The 16,230-nt window shown below is 63.6% G+C and carries 17 protein-coding genes; 8 read left to right on the top strand and 9 right to left on the bottom strand.

The annotated features are described in order from the left end of the window. Positions 1-103: 103 nt before the first annotated feature. The 6 genes from SE92_RS27240 to SE92_RS27215 form a co-directional block, all read right to left on the bottom strand. Positions 104-1,303: an ABC transporter substrate-binding protein gene (locus SE92_RS27240; protein WP_063200387.1), complete on the bottom strand. Its 1,200-nt coding sequence runs from the start codon at positions 1,301-1,303 to the stop codon at positions 104-106. Positions 1,304-1,438: 135 nt separating this feature from the next. Next, positions 1,439-3,277 carry an AMP-dependent synthetase/ligase gene (locus SE92_RS27235; RefSeq protein WP_063200384.1) on the bottom strand — a complete coding sequence of 613 codons (1,839 nt, stop codon included), beginning with the start codon at positions 3,275-3,277 and terminating at the stop codon, positions 1,439-1,441. Between the two features lie 92 nt (positions 3,278-3,369). Beyond that, positions 3,370-4,158 carry an ABC transporter ATP-binding protein gene (locus SE92_RS27230; protein WP_063200381.1) on the bottom strand — a complete coding sequence of 263 codons (789 nt, stop codon included), beginning with the start codon at positions 4,156-4,158 and terminating at the stop codon, positions 3,370-3,372. Positions 4,159-4,161: 3 nt separating this feature from the next. Next, complete coding sequence (locus tag SE92_RS27225; RefSeq protein ID WP_063200378.1) at positions 4,162-4,920, bottom strand: ABC transporter ATP-binding protein; 759 nt, start codon at positions 4,918-4,920, stop codon at positions 4,162-4,164. Then, positions 4,917-6,068, bottom strand: coding sequence for a branched-chain amino acid ABC transporter permease (locus tag SE92_RS27220; protein ID WP_063200375.1), 1,152 nt, complete (start codon positions 6,066-6,068; stop codon positions 4,917-4,919). Before SE92_RS27220 ends, SE92_RS27225 begins: the two co-directional genes overlap by 4 nt. A gap of 5 nt (positions 6,069-6,073) precedes the next feature. Continuing rightward, positions 6,074-6,949 carry a branched-chain amino acid ABC transporter permease gene (locus tag SE92_RS27215; RefSeq protein WP_063200372.1) on the bottom strand — a complete coding sequence of 292 codons (876 nt, stop codon included), beginning with the start codon at positions 6,947-6,949 and terminating at the stop codon, positions 6,074-6,076. 260 nt (positions 6,950-7,209) lie between these two features. Here SE92_RS27215 and SE92_RS27210 point away from each other — a divergent pair, with 260 nt between their 5' ends. The 4 genes from SE92_RS27210 (at position 7,210) to SE92_RS27195 (ending at position 10,196) form a co-directional block, all read left to right on the top strand. Next, positions 7,210-7,959 carry an ABC transporter ATP-binding protein gene (locus SE92_RS27210; RefSeq protein WP_063203788.1) on the top strand — a complete coding sequence of 250 codons (750 nt, stop codon included), beginning with the start codon at positions 7,210-7,212 and terminating at the stop codon, positions 7,957-7,959. Continuing rightward, positions 7,956-9,482: a hypothetical protein gene (locus SE92_RS27205; protein ID WP_063200369.1), complete on the top strand. Its 1,527-nt coding sequence runs from the start codon at positions 7,956-7,958 to the stop codon at positions 9,480-9,482. Before SE92_RS27210 ends, SE92_RS27205 begins: the two co-directional genes overlap by 4 nt. Positions 9,483-9,549: 67 nt before the next feature. Further along, positions 9,550-9,804 (top strand): AbrB/MazE/SpoVT family DNA-binding domain-containing protein, encoded by a 255-nt coding sequence (locus tag SE92_RS27200; protein WP_063200366.1) that lies wholly within the window; start codon positions 9,550-9,552, stop codon positions 9,802-9,804. Further along, entirely contained in the window at positions 9,801-10,196 is a 396-nt protein-coding gene (locus SE92_RS27195; RefSeq protein ID WP_063200363.1) for a type II toxin-antitoxin system VapC family toxin, read from the top strand. The genes SE92_RS27200 and SE92_RS27195 overlap by 4 nt, the downstream gene beginning before the upstream one ends. Before the next feature lie 112 nt (positions 10,197-10,308). On the opposite strand, the gene SE92_RS27190 is transcribed toward SE92_RS27195, so the two are convergent. Then, entirely contained in the window at positions 10,309-11,475 is a 1,167-nt protein-coding gene (locus SE92_RS27190) for an acyltransferase family protein (protein ID WP_063200360.1), read from the bottom strand. A 263-nt stretch (positions 11,476-11,738) separates the two neighbouring features. Here SE92_RS27190 and SE92_RS27185 point away from each other — a divergent pair, with 263 nt between their 5' ends. From SE92_RS27185 to SE92_RS27175, 3 genes are all read left to right on the top strand, one after another. Then, positions 11,739-12,551 carry an MBL fold metallo-hydrolase gene (locus SE92_RS27185; protein ID WP_063200357.1) on the top strand — a complete coding sequence of 271 codons (813 nt, stop codon included), beginning with the start codon at positions 11,739-11,741 and terminating at the stop codon, positions 12,549-12,551. 63 nt (positions 12,552-12,614) lie between these two features. Then, entirely contained in the window at positions 12,615-13,136 is a 522-nt protein-coding gene (locus tag SE92_RS27180; protein ID WP_063200354.1) for a hypothetical protein, read from the top strand. Between the two features lie 108 nt (positions 13,137-13,244). Then, entirely contained in the window at positions 13,245-14,297 is a 1,053-nt protein-coding gene (locus tag SE92_RS27175) for an amidohydrolase family protein (RefSeq protein ID WP_063200351.1), read from the top strand. A gap of 71 nt (positions 14,298-14,368) precedes the next feature. On the opposite strand, the gene SE92_RS27170 is transcribed toward SE92_RS27175, so the two are convergent. After that, positions 14,369-14,824 (bottom strand): cupin domain-containing protein, encoded by a 456-nt coding sequence (locus SE92_RS27170; protein ID WP_063200348.1) that lies wholly within the window; start codon positions 14,822-14,824, stop codon positions 14,369-14,371. Positions 14,825-15,060: 236 nt separating this feature from the next. On the opposite strand from SE92_RS27170, the gene SE92_RS27165 reads away from it, so the two are divergent. After that, positions 15,061-15,615 carry a hypothetical protein gene (locus SE92_RS27165; protein WP_063203787.1) on the top strand — a complete coding sequence of 185 codons (555 nt, stop codon included), beginning with the start codon at positions 15,061-15,063 and terminating at the stop codon, positions 15,613-15,615. Positions 15,616-15,701: 86 nt separating this feature from the next. On the opposite strand, the gene SE92_RS27160 is transcribed toward SE92_RS27165, so the two are convergent. After that, positions 15,702-16,230 (bottom strand): aminopeptidase (locus SE92_RS27160; protein WP_198172797.1); only part of this gene is annotated, 529 nt, incomplete at its 5' end.

Below are 16,230 nucleotides of genomic sequence, written 5' to 3'. Positions count from 1 at the left end.
AGTCTCTCCACAACGAACAGTGCCCGTGCCGAGAGATCACCCCACCCCGCTCGCGCTGCGCGCGATCGACCCTCCCCCTCCAGGGGCGGGTGAAAGCGAAGCATCAAAACATCAGATTGTCCTTCACCAGCACCCAGCGGCCGCCCTTGACCTGCTGCACCTGGGTGATGGTGTTGGCGAGGTGGTCGGTCTTGGAGAACTTGGTCGGCGGCGAGTTGAAGATGTCGAGGAATTTCTCGCCCGACTCCAGCGAGTCCAGCATCTTCTGACCGGTGAGGTCCTTGCCCGCCTTGTTGGCGTAGAAGGCGAAGGTCATCATCGCATTGTAGCCGATGATCGCCTGCGTGTTGGCGTCGGTGCCGAACATCTTCTTGTAGTTGACGAGCCAGTCCTTGACCTTGCCCTTGGCGGTGTCCTCATAGGGGATCTCGAAGCCGCTCGCGGCGTAGAGGCCTTCGACGGCGTCCTTGCCGAGCATCGGCACTTCCATCACGTTGGTCGGCGTTGCGCCGAGGAAGGTGACGTCCCAACCGAGCTTCTTGGCCTCGGTCATGGCGCCAATGGGTTCACGCAGCACCGCGCCGAGCACGACGAGGTCACAGCCGTCGGATTTCATCTTGGCGACCTGCGCGCTGAAGTCGGAGGCGCCGCGCTTGTAGCTGGTGATCGAAGCCGGCTGCACCTTCATGGCTGTGAGCTGCTGGTTGAAGCCGTCGAGCACGTTTTTGCCGTACTCGTCGTCCTGATGCATGATGCAGGGCTTCTTGAAGTTCTTCCACTCCATCATGTATTTCAGCGCCGCGCGCGTGCTTTCGACATAGGGCAGCAGATTGTTGAACTTCAATCGCTCCTGCGGCTTGGCCGGATCGAACTTGAAGGTGAACTCGGCAGCCGTGAGCGGAAACAGCTGAAGCACGCCGGCATCGAGCAGGATGTCCTGCGCGGCGAGCACGGTCGGCGATCCCATTGCTCCGACCATCGCGAAGATCTTGTCGCGCTCGATCAGCTTTTGCGACGCCAGCACGGCCTTCTTCGGATCGTAGCCGCTGTCCTCGACGACCAGGCGGATCTTGCGGCCGTTGACGCCGCCGGCCGCGTTGATCTCCTCGACCGCCATCTTCATGCCGTTGGAAACCGGGACGCCCCAGCCCTTGATCGGGCCCGAGAGATCCTGGTGCGTGCCGACGACGATCTCGCTTGCCGAGATGCCTTCATTGGTGACCTTGGTTTGCGCCGCGGCCGGCAGACAGGTGAGCACCATTGCACTAACAGCAAGGCCGAACGCGCTGAACGATTTCGACATCGACGTCTCCTCTCCTAAAGGCCCGTGTTACGCGAAGGGCGGGGGCCGTCGCTCCTTCGCTTTCTCGAACGTGACTTTTTTGCGCATGCCCTTCCCGAAAAACCGGTTGCCACTTTTCCGGGGCATGCACATGCGTCACGCCACCGCGCGCTGGCGATACATCGCTTCGATCTCGGCGGCGTAACGCTTGTTCACGAAGCCACGCTTCAGCTTCATAGTCGGGGTCAGCTCCTCGTCTTCCGGCGTGAGCTGGCGCTCGATCAGGTAGAACTTCTTGATGGTCTCGACGCGGGCAAAATTGCCGTTGACCTGCTCGATCTCGCGCCAGATCAGGTCCTGGATCTCCATTGCCCGGCACAGGCTGGCGTAGTTGGTGAAGGGGATGTCGTGGTCCTGGGCGAATTTCTCGACATTCTCCTGGTCGATCATCACGAGGCAGGTCAGATACGGCCGCTGGTCGCCGATCACGACGGCGTCCGAGATGTAGGGTGAGAATTTGAGCTGGTTCTCGATCTCGGACGGCGTGATGTTCTTCCCGCCGGAGGTGATGATGATGTCCTTCATCCGGTCGGTGATGCGGATGAAGCCTTCATTGTCGATGGTGCCGACGTCGCCAGTGTGCAGCCAGCCGCGGGAATCGATGGTCTCGGCGGTCTTCTCCGGCTGGTTCAGATAGCCCATGAACAGGAAATCACCCTTGATCAGGATCTCGCCTTCCGGCGACAGCGCAACCTCGCCCCAGGGCACGGCGGTGCCGACCGAGCCGAGCTTGATCCGCTCCGCCGGCATCATGGTGGCGACGCCGCAATTCTCGGTCTGGCCGTAGAGCTCGTGCATGTCGATGCCGAGCGCGAGATACCAGCGGATCAGTTCCGGCGCGATCGGCGCCGCGCCGGTGAAGGCGACGCGGCAGCGATCGAGCCCGATCATGCGGCGGATGTTGCGGAATGCGACCCGGTAGGCGACGCGGCTTGCGAGCCGCAGCGACAACGGAGGCGCCTTGCCCTCGAGCCTGCAATCGACCATGCGGTAGCCGACGGCGATGGCGCGGCGGTAGACCCATTGCTGCAGCGGCGTCGCATCCTTCAGCGCGATGGTGATGGCGGAGTAGAATTTCTCCCAGATGCGCGGCACCGCGAGGAAAACGGTCGGCTGCACCTCGCGCAAATTGTCCGGCACGGTCTCCGGGCTTTCGGCGAAGTTCATCACCGAGCCGAGCGCGACCGAGATGTAATAGCCGCCGATGCGTTCGGCGACGTGGCAGAGCGGCAGGAAGATCAGCCGCTCATCGTCCTCTCGCGCCGGGATGAAGTCGTTGGCGTGCCGCATCTGGTGCGTGACGCTGCGGTTGGCGTGCATTGCGCCCTTCGGCGGACCGGTCGTACCGGACGTGTAGACCAGAATCGCGAGATCGGCGGCGCTACGGCTGTCGATCATCTCCTGCCACAGCGCTTCGCGGCCGACCATGTGATTGCGGCCGAGCGCACGAAACTCGTCGAGCGACATCACCATGTCGTCGGAGAAGCCGCTGAGGCCTTCCATGTCGAACACAATGATCTTCTGCAAGGTGGCGCAGCGGGCGCGGCAGGCGAGGATCTTGTCAAGCTGCTCCTCGTCCTCGGCGAAGATCACCTTCGTCCTGGAATCATTGACGAGATATTCGACCTGGGACGATGCGTCGGTCGGATAGATGCCCGAGGCAACACCGCCGGCGCACAGGATGCCCATGTCGGCATGGACCCACTCGGGAACGGCGTTGGCGATGATCGAGGCGACGTCGCCTGGCATGAAGCCGATAGCATGGAGCGCGTAGGCGATTTCCTTCGATATCTCCAGCCATTCGCGCCAGCTGGTCGGCTGCCAGATTCCGAATTTCTTCTCGCGGATCGCCGGCCGATCGCCTCGCGTCTCAGCGGCGCGCAGAAAGCTCTTCGCGATCGTATCAGCGACCGTCAGCACCGCCGTTCGGGCCATGCGCCTCTCCTCCCTGTCGCCTGCCTCCGCTGCCTGCCTTGTCGGCGGTCTTCCGTAGCGGATGACAGGTTCATCTTACTGCCAGCACGTCCTCACCGCCACGTCTTCTTCTTTTTCCAGCGCCGCTCGCCTCGCGCGCCGGCTTCCTTGGCGCCAAGGTAGAACTCCTGGATGTCCTGGGAATGCATCAAGCGGTCGCAGCTGTCGTTCATCACGATGCGGCCAATCTCCAGCACATAGCCGTAATGTGCCGTTTCCAGCGCCACCTTGGCGTTCTGCTCGACCAGCAGGATCGACATGCCCTGCTCCTCGTTGACGCGGCGGATGATGGTGAAGATCTCCTTCACCAGCAGCGGCGACAGACCGAGCGAGGGCTCGTCGAGCAGGAGCAGCGTCGGCCGGTTCATCAGCGCGCGGCCGATCGCGAGCATCTGCTGCTCGCCGCCGGAGAGCTGGCCGGCCGGCTGGTTGATGCGCTCCTTCAGCCGCGGGAAATAGCCGTAGACGCGCTCGAGATCCTCCGCCACGCCGTCGCGGTCCTTGCGCGGATAGGCCCCCATCATCAGGTTCTCACGCACCGACAGGAACGGAAAGACTTCGCGTCCCTCCGGCACGTGGCTGAGGCCGAGCCGCACGATCCGGTCGGCCTCCATGCGCTGGATCGGCTTGCCCATGAATTCGATCGAGCCCTTCTGCGGGTCGAGAATGCCCGAGATCGTCTTCAGCACCGTGGTCTTTCCGGCGCCGTTGGCCCCCAGCAGCGTGACGATGCGGCCGCGCGGCACCTCCAGCGAGATGCCGCGGATCGCCATGATCGGCCCGTAATAGCTCTCGATGTTGGAGAGTTTCAGGATGATCTCGGGCTTGACGGCAGCGTCCATGCGTCAGGCTCCCAGATACGCTGCAACGACATCGGGATGCTGCTGCACCTCGGCGGGCGAGCCCATCGCCAGCACCCTGCCGTAGTTCAGCGCGATGACACGATCAGAGACACGGTTGACCAGCGACATGTCGTGCTCGACCATCAGCACGGTGATGCCGAGCTCGCTCTTCATGTCGCGGATCCAGAACGACATGTCGTCGGTCTCCTCGACATTGAGTCCGGATGACGGCTCGTCGAGCAGGATCAGCTTTGGCTCCGAGCACAATGCGCGCGCCAACTCGATCACCTTGCGCACGCCGTAAGGCAGGCCGGAGATCAGCTTGTCGCGATAGGGCTCGAGATCGAGAAATTCGATGACCTGCTCGACCCTGCGGCGATGCATCTTCTCGTTGGCCCGTACGCTGGGCAGGAACAGGAACTCCTGCCACAGCTGCGTGGTCGAATGCCGATGGCGGCCGACCAGGAGGTTCGACAGCACGGTCGCATTCTCGAACAACTCGATGTTCTGGAAGGTCCGGGCGATGCCGAGTCTCGCGATGTCGTAGGGCGGCTCTTCCGTGATGTCCTGGTCCTCGAAGAAGATACGGCCTGAGGTCGGCCGGTAGATCCGCGAGATCAGATTGAAGATCGAGCTCTTGCCCGCGCCGTTCGGCCCGATGATCGAGAGGATCTCGCCCTTCTCGACCGCGAAGGACACCGCATCGACGGCCTTGAGGCCCCCGAAATGCAGCGACAGGTTCTCGGCGCGGAAATAGCTCATCGGTTCCGCTCCGACTTCACGTAGATCTTCTGCCGCTTGAAGGTGGCGCGCTTGTAGAGCGGGAACAGCTGAAAGAAGAGTTTGATCTTGAGCCAGCGGCCGTAGAGCCCGAGCGGCTCGAACAGCACGAACAGCACGATGATGATGCCGTAGATCGCACCTTTCAGGCCGTTGAGCGAGGCAAAGGCGGCGACCGTCGATTTGATGTTGCCCGCTGTGGCCGGGCCGGCGCCGAACGTCGCCGCGACTCCGGCGATCATGCCGGGCATGTCGTCCTTAAGGTACGTCAGGAACGGATCGATCATCACGATGAAAATCGCCCCCAGCACCGCGCCGTGCAGGCTGAACGTGCCGCCGATCAGGATCACGATGATGAACTCGATCGAGAGCTGCAGCGTGAACATCTCCGGCGAGATGAAGGACAGCTTGTGGGCGAACAGCACGCCGGCAAAGCCGGTGATCGCCGCCGAGATCGCAAAGGACTTCACCTTGTAGAGCGCGACATTGATGCCCATGCTGCGCGCCGCCGTCTCCGAATCGCGGATCGCCACGAAGGCGCGTCCCGTCGGCGAGCGCAACAGATTCAGCGTGCCGACGATGGTCAGCACCAGCACGGAGAGGCAGAGGAAATAGAATGTCGGGCTATCGCGCGGCACCGTGACGCCGAACAGCGACAGCGTCTTGACCCGCATGCCCTCGTTGCCGTTGGTGACGCTTTCCCAGCGCGCCAGGATCTCCTCGACGATCAGGGCGAAGGAGATGGTGGCGATGACGAGGTAGATGCCGGTGAGGCGCAGCGCGGGAAAGCCGACCATCGCGCCGATGATGCCGGTCAAACCTCCGGCGGCGAGGAAATAGACCGGGAACGGCACGTTGTATTTCTGCAAATAGGCCGCGGTGTAGGCCCCGATGGCGAGGAACGCGGCGTGGCCGAGCGAGGCCTGGCCGGTGAATCCGGTCAGGATCAGCAGCGCAACGCCGACGGTCGCATAGATGCAGACGAAGACGAGCTGGCTCATCAGATAGCTGGAGAGCACGAAGGGCGCGATCAGCAGCAGCGTGAGCAGGACTCCGTAGGAGACGATGTAGCCCGAATGCGGGAACAGCTTGATGTCGTCCTCATAGTCGGTCTTGAACAGGAAACGCATGGCGTTCAGACCTTCTTGCGGACGTGGTGGCCGAACAGGCCTTCGGGCTTCAGGAGCAGCACGGCGAGCAGCACGAGGTACGGCGCGACATCCTTCCAGCCTTCAGGCAAGTAGAAGCCGGCCATGCTCTCGATCACGCCGATCAGGACGCCGCCGACCACGGCGCCCGGGATCGAGCCGAAGCCGCCGAGCACGGCCGCGGGAAACGCCTTCAGGCCGAGCACGAGGCCGACATTGGAGTGGATGAAGGTGATCGGCGCCAGCAGCACGCCGGCGCAGGTGGCGACCGCCGCGCTGATCGCCCAGACGATCGACACCACGCGCTTGACCGGGATGCCCATGTAGTAGGCCGCGAGCATGTTCTCGGAACTCGCGCGCATCGCGGTGCCGAGCGTGGTCTTGTTGAAGAACAGATAGAGCAGCGCGCACAGGATCATCGTCGCCGCGATCACCGACAGCTTGTCGTAGGCGAGCACCAGCGAGCCGATGCGCAGCACGCCCTGGCTGAAGGGCGTCTCGATCTTCAGGTCATCGGTGCCCCAGATCATGCCGGCGATCGAGCGCAGGAAATAGCCGAGCCCGATCGTCGCCATGATGATGGAGAACTGCGGATAGCCGAGGATCGGCCGCACCACCACGCGCTCGGCCAGCATGCCGAACAGCGCCATCGCGGCCACCGCACCGGCAAAGCCGATCCAGTAGTTCAGGCCCATCATGCCGATGAAGGTGAAGGCGAAGAAGCCGCCGAGCATCATCAGATCGCCCTGGGCGAAATTGACGACCTCGGTGGCTTTGTAGACGAGCACGAAGCCGAGCGCGATCAGGCCGTAGACGCAGCCGAGCGCAACACCGCTGACCAGCTGCTGAACGAAATCCAGCATCGCCGCGCTTCCTCCCGATGCAACGGCGGCTCTTTTGGCCGTCTTGCCGCATCTTGTGTCCAGTCGCTACGCAGTCGTTTCGCCGCGTTAGCTCCATTTGTCCGGAACCAATTCAGCCTGAACCATTCAGCGCTGTCAACAAACGGTGACTTGCCGTTAGTCCAATCCGGATGACGGAATTTGCTGCGGCGCGATTCACGGGGCCGAAACATCTTCAGGTCATGGTCGCGAGCGATGCAAAACCGGATGGTGTGGCCGTCATGAAGCCGGACAGCTCGGCGCTCGAAGTTAAGGGGTTAACGAAGCGTTTTGACCGTCTGGCGGTCGATAGCCTCGATCTCACCATCCACGCCGGCGAATTCTACGCGCTGGTCGGCCCCAACGGCGCCGGCAAGACCACCACTTTGCGCATGGTGGCGGGCCTGCTGCGCCCCGATGCCGGCGCGGTCTCGATCTTTGGCATCGATGCGCTCCAAAACCCCGTCGCCGCCAAGCAGGTGATGGCGTGGGTCTCCGACGAGCCCATGATCTACGACAAGCTGACCCCGCTCGAATATCTCGAATTCGTCGCCGGCCTCTGGGGCATCGCGCCGTCGGTCTCCGAGCCGATCGCGCACGACCTGCTCGGCTCGCTCGGCCTCGAGCCGCACCGGCACGAGCGCTGCGAGGGCTTTTCCAAGGGCATGCGCCAGAAGGTCGCTCTCGCCGGCGCGCTGGTGCACGATCCCCGCCTCATCATCCTCGACGAGCCGCTGACGGGGCTTGATGCCGTCTCCGCCCGCCATGTGAAGGGCCTGCTCAGCGAGCGCGTCCGCGCCGGCTGTACCGTCATCATGACCACGCATATCCTGGAGGTGGCCGAGCGAATGGCCGACCGCATCGGCGTGATCGCCTCGGGCCGCCTCGTCGCCGAAGGCACGCTGGCCGAGCTGCGGCAACAGAACGGCCATGCCGACACCAGCCTGGAGGATCTCTTCATCGCGCTGGTGACGATTCCGGAAGCCGCATGAGCTCGGCAACCGCGCTGTCCTGGTTTGCGCGCCACGAGCTCCGGCTCGCCTGGCGCGAATGGCTCGCCATGATGACCGGCGGACGGCGCAAGCGGACGCGCGCGGCCATCATCGGCCTCGTCTGCTTCGCCGCGCTGCTGCACCTGCCGGCCTGGGCGGTGATCGGCCGCTTCGCCGATCTGCAGCTGCCGCTCGACAAATCCTCGCTGATCGTGATCTCGGCGACGATCTTCCTCGCCTGGACCCTGATGCTGTCGCAAGCGATCGAATCGGTGACGCGGGTGTTCTACGCCCGTGCCGATCTCGACCTGATCATGTCCTCGCCGGCAACGCTTGCCAATCTGTTCTCGGTTCGCATCGCCGCGATCGCGCTGACCGTCACGGTGATGGCGCTGCTGTTCTCGACGCCCTTCATCGACGTGCTCGTGATCGGCGGCGGGCCGCGCTGGCTCGCTTCATTCGGCGTCGTGGTCGCGATGGGCCTGTCGGCCGCGGCGATCGCGATCGCCGTCACCATCCTGCTGTTTCGCCTGATCGGGCCGGCGCGGACGCGCCTGATTGCCCAGATCCTCGCCGCGATCATCGGCGCGGGCTTCGTGATCGCGCTCCAGGTCGCCGCGATCATGTCCTACGGCACGCTGTCGCGATTCACTATCCTGACCTCGGGTAGCGTGGCCGCTCATGCTCCCGACGCCGACAGCATCTGGTGGTGGCCGGCACGGGCGGCGATGGGCGACAGCGAAGCGCTGCTGCTGCTCCTCGCGCTCGCTTTGGTGCTGCTCGGAAGCGTCATGGCGATCTTCTCGCATCGCTTTGCCGACACGGCGATCGATGCCGCAGCCTACGGCACCTCCGGCAGCAAGCGCGCCAGGGAGCGCCCATTCCGCGGCGGGTCGCGGCAACAGGCGCTGCGGCGCAAGGAATTCCAGCTGCTCTGGCGCGATCCCTGGCTGATCTCGCAGACCCTGATGCAGCTGCTCTATCTGGTGCCGCCGGCGCTGCTGCTCTGGCGCAATTTCGCCGACAGCTCGGCGGCGCTGACGCTGATCACGCCCGTCATCGTGATGGCGGCCGGACAGCTCGCCGGCGGGCTCGCCTGGCTGACGATCTCCGGCGAGGACGCTCCCGACCTCGTCGCCACCGCGCCGCTGACGGCATCCAGCGTCATCCGCGCCAAGATCGAGGTGGTGCTGATCGCGATCGCCGTGATCTTCTGCCCGCTGGTGGCGGCGCTTGCGCTCGCCTCGCCCTACCAGGCCGCGATCAGTGCCGGCGCCATCATCATCAGCGCGGCCTCCGCGACCGCGATCCAGCTCTGGTTCCGGGTGCAGGCCCGCCGCAGCCAGTTCCGCCGCCGCCAGACCTCGTCGCGGCTCGCGACCTTCGCCGAAGCCTTCTCCTCGATCGGCTGGGCCGCGACGGCGGCGCTGCTGCTTGCGCTCCCCGTTGCGGGCCTCATCAGTGGCCTGATCACCGCGAGCCTCGTTGCGATCACCTGGAAGTTCAGCCCAAGGCGGCAATGAGGGTCGGCTTGAATGTAAGGCTGATCTGCCTTACATCTCCTTGCATCTCAGAACCTGCGAGGCGGCCATGGGCGAGCTTACCGTCACAGCCAAGGGACAAGTCACGCTGCGGAAAGATCTCCTGGAGCACCTGGGTGTGCATCCGGGCGACAAGATTTCGATCGAGAAACTTCCAGGCGGCAGGGTAGAGGTGAAAGCTGCTCGGCCGACGGGACAGATTTCGGATGCGTTCGGCTTCCTGAAAGGAAAAACGAACGATCGATCGCTGTCGATCGAGGAGATGAACGAAGTCATTGCTGGCGGCTGGGCCGGCAAGCGATGAAGATAACCCCCGACACCAACGTCCTGGTGCGGGTTCTGGTCGGAGATGACGCCGAACAGAGCAAGGTGGCCGAAGCGCTTCTCGAGAAGGCCGACCTCATCGCCATCTCGATCCCTGCACTGTGCGAGCTGACCTGGGTCCTCTCTCGAGCCTACAAGACTTCTGCTGAGAATATCGCGGCTTCGATCCGGCACCTGATCTATGCCTCCAATGCCGTCGTCGACCGACCCGCAGCCGAGGCTGGATTAGCGTTCCTCGAGGCCGGAGGCGATTTCGCCGATGGCGTCATCGCCCACGAGGGCAATTGGCTTGGAGCTGATACCTTCGTGTCCTTCGATAAGAAGGCGGTGAAACTCATCGAAGCGAGCGGCGGATTAGCGCGGATGCCTTAGCGTCTGTCTTTCTTCGCGCCAGCCTTTGGCCCTATCTTTTTCGAGCACGATCTCCGCGCAAAACTCGTTGGTATGCGCTTTCGCCATGCGCGCGCCTTGCCAGGCCCGCGCGTCAGGTGTCGAAAGCCGGCTGCGTGCGGTGGACCGCGGCGACCTTGCCTCGATCCATCAGGCGCCTGACCCAGTTGCGCCCGGGCTCTTCGACAAGACGATACGTTGCAACCGACAGCAGAACGGTCAACAGCAGCATCGCGACTTGCAGAAGATCGCCGAGCCACAGCGATCCATGCATGGACATCACCTTCGTCGGCTCATGGCCCGAGCTCAACGCGTAGGAGACGAACAAGTCCGTATGCGCGAGCCGCTCGACCACCATGAGGATCGCCCGCACCACGGCCCTGACGAGCGGATGCAGCATGTAGATGGAATAGGTCAGCGTTCCGATCACGAGCATGAACGGCACCGTCAGCTTGCGACTGACCGCACCGGCTTCACGCGCGAACACCAGAACTACCAGCGTAAACACGACCGGCGAGGCCACCTGCAAAGCGACGCTGCCTCCGGCGACGGAGACATAAGCTATGACGAGCAGAAAGCTCGCCGTCTCCAGCAACGTCTCGCCGGATGTCGTCAGGCGAGTGCGCAGCGGCGGAAAGCGCTCTCGTAGATCGAAGGAGAGAACACCGAGCGCGAAGCCATAAAGACAGCGCACCAGACCGTAGTCGTACGTCGCGTTCATCCCATCCGGGCTGATGGTGGCGAGCACGATCGGCCCGGCCATGATCGGGAGCAGCCAGGGCCAGATCGCCGGTCCGATCCTGCTGACGACCGCGGCGAAGATCACATAGACGGCGAACTCGGCGCTGATGCTCCAGCTGGCGAAATTCAGCCAGTTCTGCGGATTGACGCCGAGCCCCTGCAGGAGAAGCAGGTTGGTGACGATGGCCTGCAGCAGATTCGGGCCGATACCGTCCTTCGCAGCGTCGATGGGAATGAACAGCAGCAACGTCACGAGATGCAGCGGATAGATCCGCCCAAGCCGCAGGATGAGGAAGCGGCCGATGCCGAAGCCCTCGGCGAGGCGCGAGCGGTAGTTCGCGGCGATGACGAAGCCACTCAAGACGAAGAAGAAATCGACGAACAGATAGGCATGCCGGGTGAGCGGCAGGAAGGACAGATGGCTGATCACGTCGAAGTGAAACAGCGCAACCATGCAGGCGCAAATGCCGCGCCAGCTGTCGAGCGCATGATATCGGGTGATATTTGCAGCCGCGTCCATTGGAAATGGGTAGGCAAGACCCGACACCGGAACAAGCCGAGGCTGAGTCTATGCTTAATGTGGCACGCGGTCCGAGAACAGCTGCAGCGCGATCCCTCTCCGCCGAACTCAGTTGGATTGGCCTGGCGCCCGTCGGCCGGCACCTGAAAGCTTCGGCTGCGGCCGGAGCGAGGGTGCGACACTGACGCGCTGGTGATGGCAGCCCATTGGCTACGCACAGCATTGCACGCTAGACTTTCCCCTGACACATCGGGGACGGATGCATGTGGCGACTGGTTTCGGCGGCTCTGGCGCTGTTCAGCTTACCCTTCGCGCCTGCTCTTGCCCAGCAGCCGCCGCGCAGCGAGTGCCTGGCGATGGCCAATGCCGCGCCGCGGGCCATGCCCGTCGCGTTCCGGCAGGCCGCCGGCGCCGCCGAGGTCGAGATCACCTATGCCGGCCACTCCACCTATTTCATCGACACGCCCGGCGGCTTGCGCATCGCGACGGATTATAGCGGCGCCTATCAGGTGGGACGGCTGCCCGACGTCGTCACCATGAACCGGGCCCATAGCACGCACTACTCGCTGTTTCCCGACAAGCGCATTCCTCACGTGCTGCATGGCTGGAGCGAGGACGGCAAGCCGGCGATCGTGTCGGAGCGCATCGGCGACACCTTCGTCCGCAACGTCACCACCGACATCCGCCGCTATTTCGGCGACGATGCCGGCACCGACATGATCCGCGACGGCAATTCGATCTTCATCTTCGAGGTCGCGGGCCTCTGCATCGGTCATCTCGGCCACCTCCATCACAAGCTCGACGACAGTCATTTCGCCCAGATCGGACGGCTGGACATCGTGATGGTGCCGATCGACGGCACCTACACCATGTCGCTCGACGGCGTCTCCGAAATCACCAAGCGGCTGCGCGCCTCGGTGGTACTGCCGATGCACCGCTTCGCCACCCCACTCGACGAGTTCATGCGCCGGATCGGCCAGCAATTCGAGATCGACCGCCGCTCGGAGCGGTCCTTCCGGATGTCGCGGGATGCGCTGCCCGCGAAGCCGACGGTGATCATCCTCGACGGCGTCTGAGGCGCAATTTTCTCCAAGCCGGCCGCCGCCTTTCGGTGCTGGTCTCCTGTGAGAGGAGATCACATGACCGATTTTGCGAGATTGTTGCACGCCGATGGACCGAATCCCGAGCATGCCGCGGCGCTGCAGCTCTACGGCCGCTTCGTCGGCGACTGGGATGCCGAGATCACCGCCCATGGATCCGACGGCGCAAAACACACGGCGCCCGGCGAGATTCATTTTGGCTGGGTGCTGGAGGGGCGCGCCGTCCAGGACGTCTGGATCATTCCCCGCCCGGCAGGCGCGCCGGCATTTCCGATCGCCGGCAATTGGTACGGCACGACGCTGCGGGTTTACGATCCGACCATCGATGCGTGGCGGATTTCCTGGTTCGATCCCGCGCGCAGCGTCTTCCGCCAGCAGATCGGCCGCCCGCGCGGCGATGACATCATGCAGGAAGGCACGACTGATACCGGCGAGCTGACGCGCTGGAGCTTTACGGAGATCACCGAGGAGGCCTTCCATTGGCTCGGCGAGGTCAAAACGGCCTATGCCTCCGATTGGCGGCTGGTCGTCGATGTGAGGGCGACGCGACGGAAGGGCTGACGACGCCGCTGTGCTCGCGACGACGGGCGCGGTTGCGCGGCACGCGCTGCTGCATGCGGAGATCAGGTGCTAAGCTCTCGGCACAAAAACATGAGGGAGCGAACGCCGATGTCTGCAAGCGGGTTGCCCGCCAATACGAGCGGTTTGTTCGTCGAGCCGCGCGAGGACTGGCTCGCGCTGCATCGGGAGGAGATCATCGATCCCGCGCGGCCGATCGTCGATCCTCACCACCATCTCTGGAATCGCGGACACCGCTATCTCATCGAGGAGATGGCGGCCGACGTTGCTTCCGGCCATAACATTCTCGCCACCGTCTACGTCGATTGCCGCTCGATGTATCGCGCGCATGGGCCCGAAGCGTTCCGGCCCGTCGGCGAAGTCGAATTCGCCAACGGCGTCGCCGCGATGAGCGCGAGCGGAGGTTACGGCAAGGCCGCGATCTGCGCCGGCATCGTCAGCCACGCCAATCTGCTGCTGGGCGACGCCGCAAAAGGCGTGCTGGAAGCGGAGATCGCGGCCGGCAACGGCCGCTTCCGCGGCATCAGGCATTCCTCGGCCTGGGACCAAGACCCCGCCGTTGCCGGCATGTATGCGAACAGGCCGAAGGGATTGTTGCAAGACCCGACCTTCCGCAAGGGCTTTGCGTGCCTGGCGCCGCTGAACCTCAGCTTCGATGCCTGGTTGTTTCATCCGCAGATCGGCGAGCTCACCGAACTGGCGCGCGCCTTCCCGGACACCAGGATCGTGCTCGACCATTGCGGCGGGCCGGCCGGGGTGGGCCGCTTCGCCGGGCGACGCGAAGAGGTGTTTGCGCAATGGCGCACCTCGATCCGGGAGATCGCCAAATGCGAGAACGTGGTGGTGAAGCTCGGCGGTCTCGCGATGTGCCTGCTCGGCTACGACTTCCATTTGCGCGAGAGGCCGCCGTCGTCCGCGGAGCTTGCCGCGGCGTGGCGCCCCTATGTCGAAACCTGCATCGAGGCGTTCGGCCCTGGGCGTGCGATGTTCGAGAGCAATTTTCCGCCGGACAAGGGCCAGTGCAGCTATCAGGTGATCTTCAACGCCTTCAAGCGCATCGCCGCGCCGCTGAGCGAGGCCGAGAAGACCGCCCTGTTCTCGCAGACCGCAATCGATGTGTACCGGCTCGAGCTGCCGTCATGACGAAAAGAGAGGCCGGGATATGATCCCGACCCCTCTTCGTCGTGGCCGCTGGGAAGCGTCCTTGAAAGAGACTAACCGGCCCCCATCAGCGAGGCGGGACGGCGCTCGCCGGTGGAGGTGAAGATCTTCTTCAGCTTGTTGACGACACGGATCAGGAAGCCGATCATCACGGGATTGGTCTTGCGGCAGAAGGCGATCTTCTTGACGTAGCCTTCGACATGCCATTTGGCATGGGCGCCGTCGCGGAAGAAGATGACGTCGCCGGGGCCGTAGCGCTTCGGCGGCATGCCCTCGCTCTCGAGCACGATCGATCCTTCCATGATCATGATCGTCTCGTCGATATCGTAGTACCAGTTGAAGCGACCTTCGGTGCAGTGCCAGATGATTGTCGAGGCGGTGCCGTCGGCGCTGGTGGAGAGGATGTGCGAACGCGACACCGGGTTGCCTTCGATGATCCAGGACGGCTCGATCGGCCGCAGCTCGAGGTCGACATTGCAACTACCGATTTCAATCAATGAACGCGACATCTTCTTCCCCAGAGGATATAATAAGTATGGCCGGGTCTCGGCCCGGATTGTTTCGAAAGATGTTGGAACGCTAGTCATCGGTTTTTAATTCTTTCTTACGCAGGCCTCGAAAATCAGCCGGAAGTTGCAGGCGCAAAGCGGTTAACGCCGCAATTTCCCTGCAAATTCGCGCACATGAACCGGTCCCTTTTGGGGTGCGACAAAGTGCGCGGAAGCACAAAAACGGAGCCATGCCGATGCCCCTCACGCCCGAGGTTGTGACAGCCGATCGTGCGGTCGTCGCCCGGCTCGCCGGTCTCGATGTCTCCTTCGTGCCGGACGAGGAGCCCTGGTTCACCATCGACGGCGTCGAAAGCCCCCGGCAGATCGGCAGTGACGGCTTGGGCGGTGCGTTCGTGCTGCTGCCGTCGCAGAATGTGCTCTACGTGTCATCGGAAGGCCGCGCCGGGATTATCGCCGAGAGCTTCGAAGCGTTCATCCAGCTCGTCGTCGCGCGTCCCTACTGGCTCGACATGCTCAAATTCTCCGCCGGCGGTGATCTCGCCGAGATGCGGCGCGCGGCGGATGCGCTGGAGGCAACGCTCGACGACGAGGACGAGGTCAATGAGGCAAGAGAGGAAATCCGCAAGAGCCTCGGCCTGGGCGAGGCGGACGATCCGGTCGGCGCGCTCTACGAGGCGATCGCCGCTTCCGACGCCATCGTGCGGGCCACCGACGGCAGCCCGTTCACGACGCTGTTCAACCGTTTCAGCATCGACAGCAATCCCATGCTGCGCAACGCGGCGGCGTGAGAGGTAGCGAGACTGTCGCGAAGACGTCCACCTCTCCCTACGGAAGAGGCGGGCCACGCCTCGGGCTACCTATTGGATCGAACTGGCTACGGCTTCGCCCACTCGCCCTTGCGGAACACCGGCACCTTGCTGCCATCCGGCAAAATGCCGTCGATATCGGTCTCGGCCGAGCCGATCATCCAGTCGATATGGATCAGGCTCTGGTTGCCGCCTTGCGCTGCGATCTGCTGCGGCGTGAGCTGGGCGCCGTTGACGAAGCATTTCGAATAGCACTGGCCGAGCGCGATGTGAGACGCAGCGTTCTCGTCGAACAGCGTGTTGTAGAACAACAGCCCGCTCTGCGAGATCGGCGATGAATGCGGCACCAGCGCCACTTCACCGAGGCGGCGGGCGCCCTCGTCGGTGTCGAGCACCTTGTTCAACACCTCCGCGCCGCGCGAGGCTTTCGCGTCGACGATCTTGCCGTCCTCGAAGCGCACCGCGATGTTGTCGATCAGCGTGCCCTGGTAGGACAGCGGCTTCGAGCTCACGACATGACCGTAGACCCGGCGGCAATGCGGCGTGGTAAAGACCTCCTCGGTCGGGATGTTGGCGTTGCAGCTGATGCCGTTCTTG

It is taken from the genome of Bradyrhizobium sp. AT1 (assembly GCF_001590795.1).
Classification (GTDB): Bacteria; Pseudomonadota; Alphaproteobacteria; order Rhizobiales; family Xanthobacteraceae; genus Bradyrhizobium.
The sequence above is the reverse complement of the archived record's forward strand: the minus strand, read 5'-3'. Positions and strand labels throughout refer to the sequence as shown.

Bases quoted from the DNA above. Each gene is read 5' to 3' on its own strand.
- SE92_RS27225 (WP_063200378.1), bottom strand. From the start codon at position 4,920: ATGAGCTATTTCCGCGCCGAGAACCTGTCGCTGCATTTCGGGGGCCTC.
- SE92_RS27170 (WP_063200348.1), bottom strand. From the start codon at position 14,824: ATGTCGCGTTCATTGATTGAAATCGGTAGTTGCAATGTCGACCTCGAG.
- SE92_RS27235 (WP_063200384.1), bottom strand. From the start codon at position 3,277: ATGGCCCGAACGGCGGTGCTGACGGTCGCTGATACGATCGCGAAGAGC.
- SE92_RS27190 (WP_063200360.1), bottom strand. From the start codon at position 11,475: ATGGACGCGGCTGCAAATATCACCCGATATCATGCGCTCGACAGCTGG.
- SE92_RS27220 (WP_063200375.1), bottom strand. From the start codon at position 6,068: ATGCGTTTCCTGTTCAAGACCGACTATGAGGACGACATCAAGCTGTTC.
- SE92_RS27180 (WP_063200354.1), top strand. From the start codon at position 12,615: ATGACCGATTTTGCGAGATTGTTGCACGCCGATGGACCGAATCCCGAG.
- SE92_RS27175 (WP_063200351.1), top strand. From the start codon at position 13,245: ATGTCTGCAAGCGGGTTGCCCGCCAATACGAGCGGTTTGTTCGTCGAG.
- SE92_RS27230 (WP_063200381.1), bottom strand. From the start codon at position 4,158: ATGGACGCTGCCGTCAAGCCCGAGATCATCCTGAAACTCTCCAACATC.
- SE92_RS27200 (WP_063200366.1), top strand. From the start codon at position 9,550: ATGGGCGAGCTTACCGTCACAGCCAAGGGACAAGTCACGCTGCGGAAA.
- SE92_RS27240 (WP_063200387.1), bottom strand. From the start codon at position 1,303: ATGTCGAAATCGTTCAGCGCGTTCGGCCTTGCTGTTAGTGCAATGGTG.
- SE92_RS27210 (WP_063203788.1), top strand. From the start codon at position 7,210: ATGAAGCCGGACAGCTCGGCGCTCGAAGTTAAGGGGTTAACGAAGCGT.
- SE92_RS27165 (WP_063203787.1), top strand. From the start codon at position 15,061: ATGCCCCTCACGCCCGAGGTTGTGACAGCCGATCGTGCGGTCGTCGCC.
- SE92_RS27185 (WP_063200357.1), top strand. From the start codon at position 11,739: ATGTGGCGACTGGTTTCGGCGGCTCTGGCGCTGTTCAGCTTACCCTTC.
- SE92_RS27205 (WP_063200369.1), top strand. From the start codon at position 7,956: ATGAGCTCGGCAACCGCGCTGTCCTGGTTTGCGCGCCACGAGCTCCGG.
- SE92_RS27195 (WP_063200363.1), top strand. From the start codon at position 9,801: ATGAAGATAACCCCCGACACCAACGTCCTGGTGCGGGTTCTGGTCGGA.
- SE92_RS27215 (WP_063200372.1), bottom strand. From the start codon at position 6,949: ATGCTGGATTTCGTTCAGCAGCTGGTCAGCGGTGTTGCGCTCGGCTGC.